Below are 3500 nucleotides of genomic sequence, written 5' to 3'. Positions count from 1 at the left end.
TGTATTCCTACCAACTTACCTTAAATGAATTTTCTGGATACAACTCAGGAACCCATATGGTTACTTTAGGATTTGACTTTTTACAAGGCATTAGCAATTGTCCGTGTACCCAAAATCCCGCTCATGAATAATTAAATTTATAAACTTGCGATTGAGCCCTTTTCGCTTTTTGGAAAGGGCTTTTTTATTTGGTTTAATTGTTTAAAGCTGACTTGCTATTACTGAATAGACCTTTTGAATAACATGCAGATCTGTCAATAGCAGAATTAGTCTTTTTATCAATGGAATAGTCAAAGTTTACATGCAAAAAAAATATTTAGAAAAGAATTAGATTAATCTCTATAATTCAAGGCAGGCTTGCGGTCACCAAGTAAAGGTTTGTACTGATAGTCGCCTTTGCTAGATTTGAATTCTTCTTTGACTTTTTGGACTAAAGTTGGATTCGTAAACAAGTCGATGGCCATATACGAAAGCGTTTTGGCAGCTACAAGCATCCCTTTGATACCTATATCGGTTCCGCCACAAGCTACGGCTTGCCAACTGTGTGCTCCGGTTCCTGGAATCCAAGTCGCGGTTTCGATGCCAACAGTCGGAACAGTGTAACTTACATCGCCTACATCGGTTGAACCTAAATTTTTCTCGATATGCATCGGATTAACTTTGGAAGCGTTCGCGATAGGCGGTTTTTTGTCAATAAAACTGCTTTGAATTTTAGTTGCAAAAGCCATTTCTTCTGCTGTATACTGTACGCCACCAACTTTTTCTAAATTGCTTTGCATTGCATCGGCCAATGTTTTATTGATAAGCAAATCGTGAGTCCCTCCGATGATTTCATATTCGGTACGGGTTCCAGTTCCCATAGCTGCACCTTCAGCTGCTTTGGCCACACGATCAAAAACATTAACAGCAATAGTTTTCTCTGGATTTCTCACATAATAATATACTTCGGCAAATTCAGGAACTACGTTTGGGGCTTTCCCTCCATTGGTTATAACATAATGAATTCTTGTTTCTTGCGGAATATGTTCCCGCATCATATTGACCATGTAATCCATAGCTTCGACTGCATCCAATGCGGAACGTCCTTGTTCTGGAGAAGCAGCGGCATGCGATGAAATTCCATAAAATCGAAACTTGGCCGATTTGTTAGCCAAAGCACTAGTGTAGGTTACCGAATTATTATCCGAAGGATGCCAATGCAAAACAACATCTACATTATTGAAAAGTCCTTCTCTCACCATGTATACTTTTCCGCTTCCGCCTTCTTCTGCAGGACAGCCAAAGACTTTAATGGTTCCTTTTAACTTGCCTTCTTTCATTAGATTTTTAATAGCAATACCAGCAGCAACTGATCCAGTTCCGAATAAATGATGTCCACATCCATGGCCATTATTTTTATTCGGAATCAATGTTTTGGTAGGTGAGGTATCTTGTGATAATCCAGGAAGGGCATCGTACTCTGCTAATATTCCAATCACGGGATAACCCGAACCATACGTAGCCACAAAAGCCGTAGGAATGCCTGCTACATTAGTAGTAACGATGAAATCATTGTCTTTTAGTTGTTGAGCGAGCAAGTTAGAACTATTCGTTTCTTTGTATCCTAATTCGGCATAATCCCAGATATTCAAAGCTGTTTTCTTGTAAGTAGCCCTTTCTTTTTCAATGCTCGTGTTCGCTTCTTTCTTTAGGATTTCGATAGCTTTTTGAGACCAATTGGTTTGTACGAATAGGGTAGTGGCAAGAATAGCCCAAATTGTTTTTTTCATATTCAAAAGTAAAAGTTAGTTTTTTTGTTTTTTTTTTGAATTTCACCCAAAGGGTTATTTATTTCTTAACAAAGTATAGCTGTAGTATTGTTTATTCTTTCAAATATATTCTTTTTTTTGGAAAAATTCACTTTCCTATTCGTTCAGTAGCTTACCTTTTCTTTTGCTAAAGCATAAAAAAAACCTGACTCGAGTGTGAGTCAGGTTGTAGGAATAGAATTAGATTGAACCTTGTAGTTTTTACTAATCTATGAATTTGATTATATAGCAGTAATGATGGCTACAAAATCCGTAGCGTTCAAGGCAGCTCCACCAATTAGACCTCCGTCTACATCTGGTTTAGAGAAAATTTCTTTAGCGTTGTCTGGTTTTACACTTCCACCGTATAAGATGGTAAGGTCTTCGGCGATAGCGCTTCCAAAGGCTTCGCGAACGGTTTCTCTGATGAATTCGTGCATTTCTTGTGCTTGCTCTGGTGAAGCAGTTTCTCCCGTTCCGATAGCCCATACGGGCTCGTAAGCCAAAACTACTTTTTCCCAATCCGAAGCAGTAATGTGGAATAAACCGTCTTTTAATTGGTTTTCAACAATATTGAAATGATTTCCAGATTGACGGTCTTTCAACTCTTCACCGAAACAGAAAATTACGGTCATGTCATGTTCTAATGCGGTATTTACTTTAGAAGCAATCAAAGCATCCGATTCATGAAAAATGGCTCTACGCTCAGAATGTCCTAAGATGACGTGGTTTACGCCTACGCTTTTAATCATATCAGCAGAAATTTCACCTGTAAAAGCACCGCTTTCGGCTTGGTGAAGGTTTTGTGCTGCTACGGCAACTGCGCTTCCTTCTAATTTGGTAACAGCTGCAGCTAAGTTTACAAAAGTTGGTGCTACTATTACTTCTGCCGTTGTTTGGGTAGGTATTTTTGCTAATAAATCGGTCAATAATTCTTGAGTTTGTGCTGCATTTTTATGCATTTTCCAGTTTCCTGCCACTATCTTCTTTCTCATTTTTGTGTATTTATAGGTTGTATTATTTTATTTTAAACTTTTTAGTGTTTCATCAATCGCAGCAAAATCGGTTTCTATTGCTCGGTAACGCACGATTTTTCCTTTTTTATCAATGATGATGTAGCGCGGAATCCAATCCAAGTCGATGGCTTTTCCAAAAACACCTTTCATTTGGTCATTGGCCATATAATGATCGCCTTTGATTTCGTGTTTCTCAATACCTGCTTTCCATTTATCGGCAGTTTTATCCATGGAGATAAATACATAATCTACATTGGGATGATTGGCTTGTACTTCTTTTACCTTGGGCATTGCTTTTACACAATCGCCACACCAAGAAGCCCAAACCTCAATTACTACTGTTTTGCCTTTATGTTTTTTTAAAACATCTTTAAAAGCAATTTGACTGTCATTGGTTGCTAATAGTTTTTCATTCAAAGCTACTGGCGAAAAGGCTGTTTTTTGTGCTTGAGTGCATGAAAAACTAGCGAAAGCAATAAAAAGAGCGATTATTTTTTTCATAATGTTGGTTTTTTCATTGCTTACAAATTTAAAGAATCTATTTCATCTAAGCACCGCTTGGATTGCTAGTTTAGTAGTGTTTTTGTTAAAAAAATACAACAATAACGTTATCGTTAATAAAAAAATGTAACTACTCAGCTTGTCTTGCTTTCAATTGGCTCTAGCTTTAGCTGGAGTTATGTTAATTGATTTGAAT

General features: G+C 37.5%; 3 protein-coding genes and 1 pseudogene. 1 reads left to right on the top strand and 3 read right to left on the bottom strand.

Annotated features, from left to right (window positions below; genetic code table 11):
- Positions 1–131 (top strand): annotated as a pseudogene (locus tag FLB_RS14485) (type IX secretion system membrane protein PorP/SprF); the annotation flags it as partial.
- A gap of 201 nt (positions 132–332) precedes the next feature.
- Here the strand turns inward: FLB_RS14485 and FLB_RS07250 are convergent.
- The 3 genes from FLB_RS07250 to FLB_RS07240 all read right to left on the bottom strand — a co-directional run bounded on the left by FLB_RS07250 (position 333) and on the right by FLB_RS07240 (position 3304).
- Positions 333–1769: an amidohydrolase gene (locus tag FLB_RS07250; RefSeq protein ID WP_064715304.1), complete on the bottom strand. Its 1437-nt coding sequence runs from the start codon at positions 1767–1769 to the stop codon at positions 333–335.
- Positions 1770–2029: 260 nt separating this feature from the next.
- Positions 2030–2782 (bottom strand): triose-phosphate isomerase, encoded by a 753-nt coding sequence (gene tpiA / locus FLB_RS07245; RefSeq protein WP_064715303.1) that lies wholly within the window; start codon positions 2780–2782, stop codon positions 2030–2032.
- Positions 2783–2809: 27 nt separating this feature from the next.
- Positions 2810–3304 (bottom strand): TlpA family protein disulfide reductase, encoded by a 495-nt coding sequence (locus FLB_RS07240; RefSeq protein ID WP_064715302.1) that lies wholly within the window; start codon positions 3302–3304, stop codon positions 2810–2812.
- Between the last annotated feature and the right edge of the window lie 196 nt (positions 3305–3500).

Source organism: Flavobacterium succinicans, assembly GCF_001662485.1.
Classification (GTDB): domain Bacteria; phylum Bacteroidota; class Bacteroidia; order Flavobacteriales; family Flavobacteriaceae; genus Flavobacterium; species Flavobacterium succinicans_A.
The sequence above is the reverse complement of the archived record's forward strand: the minus strand, read 5'-3'. Positions and strand labels throughout refer to the sequence as shown.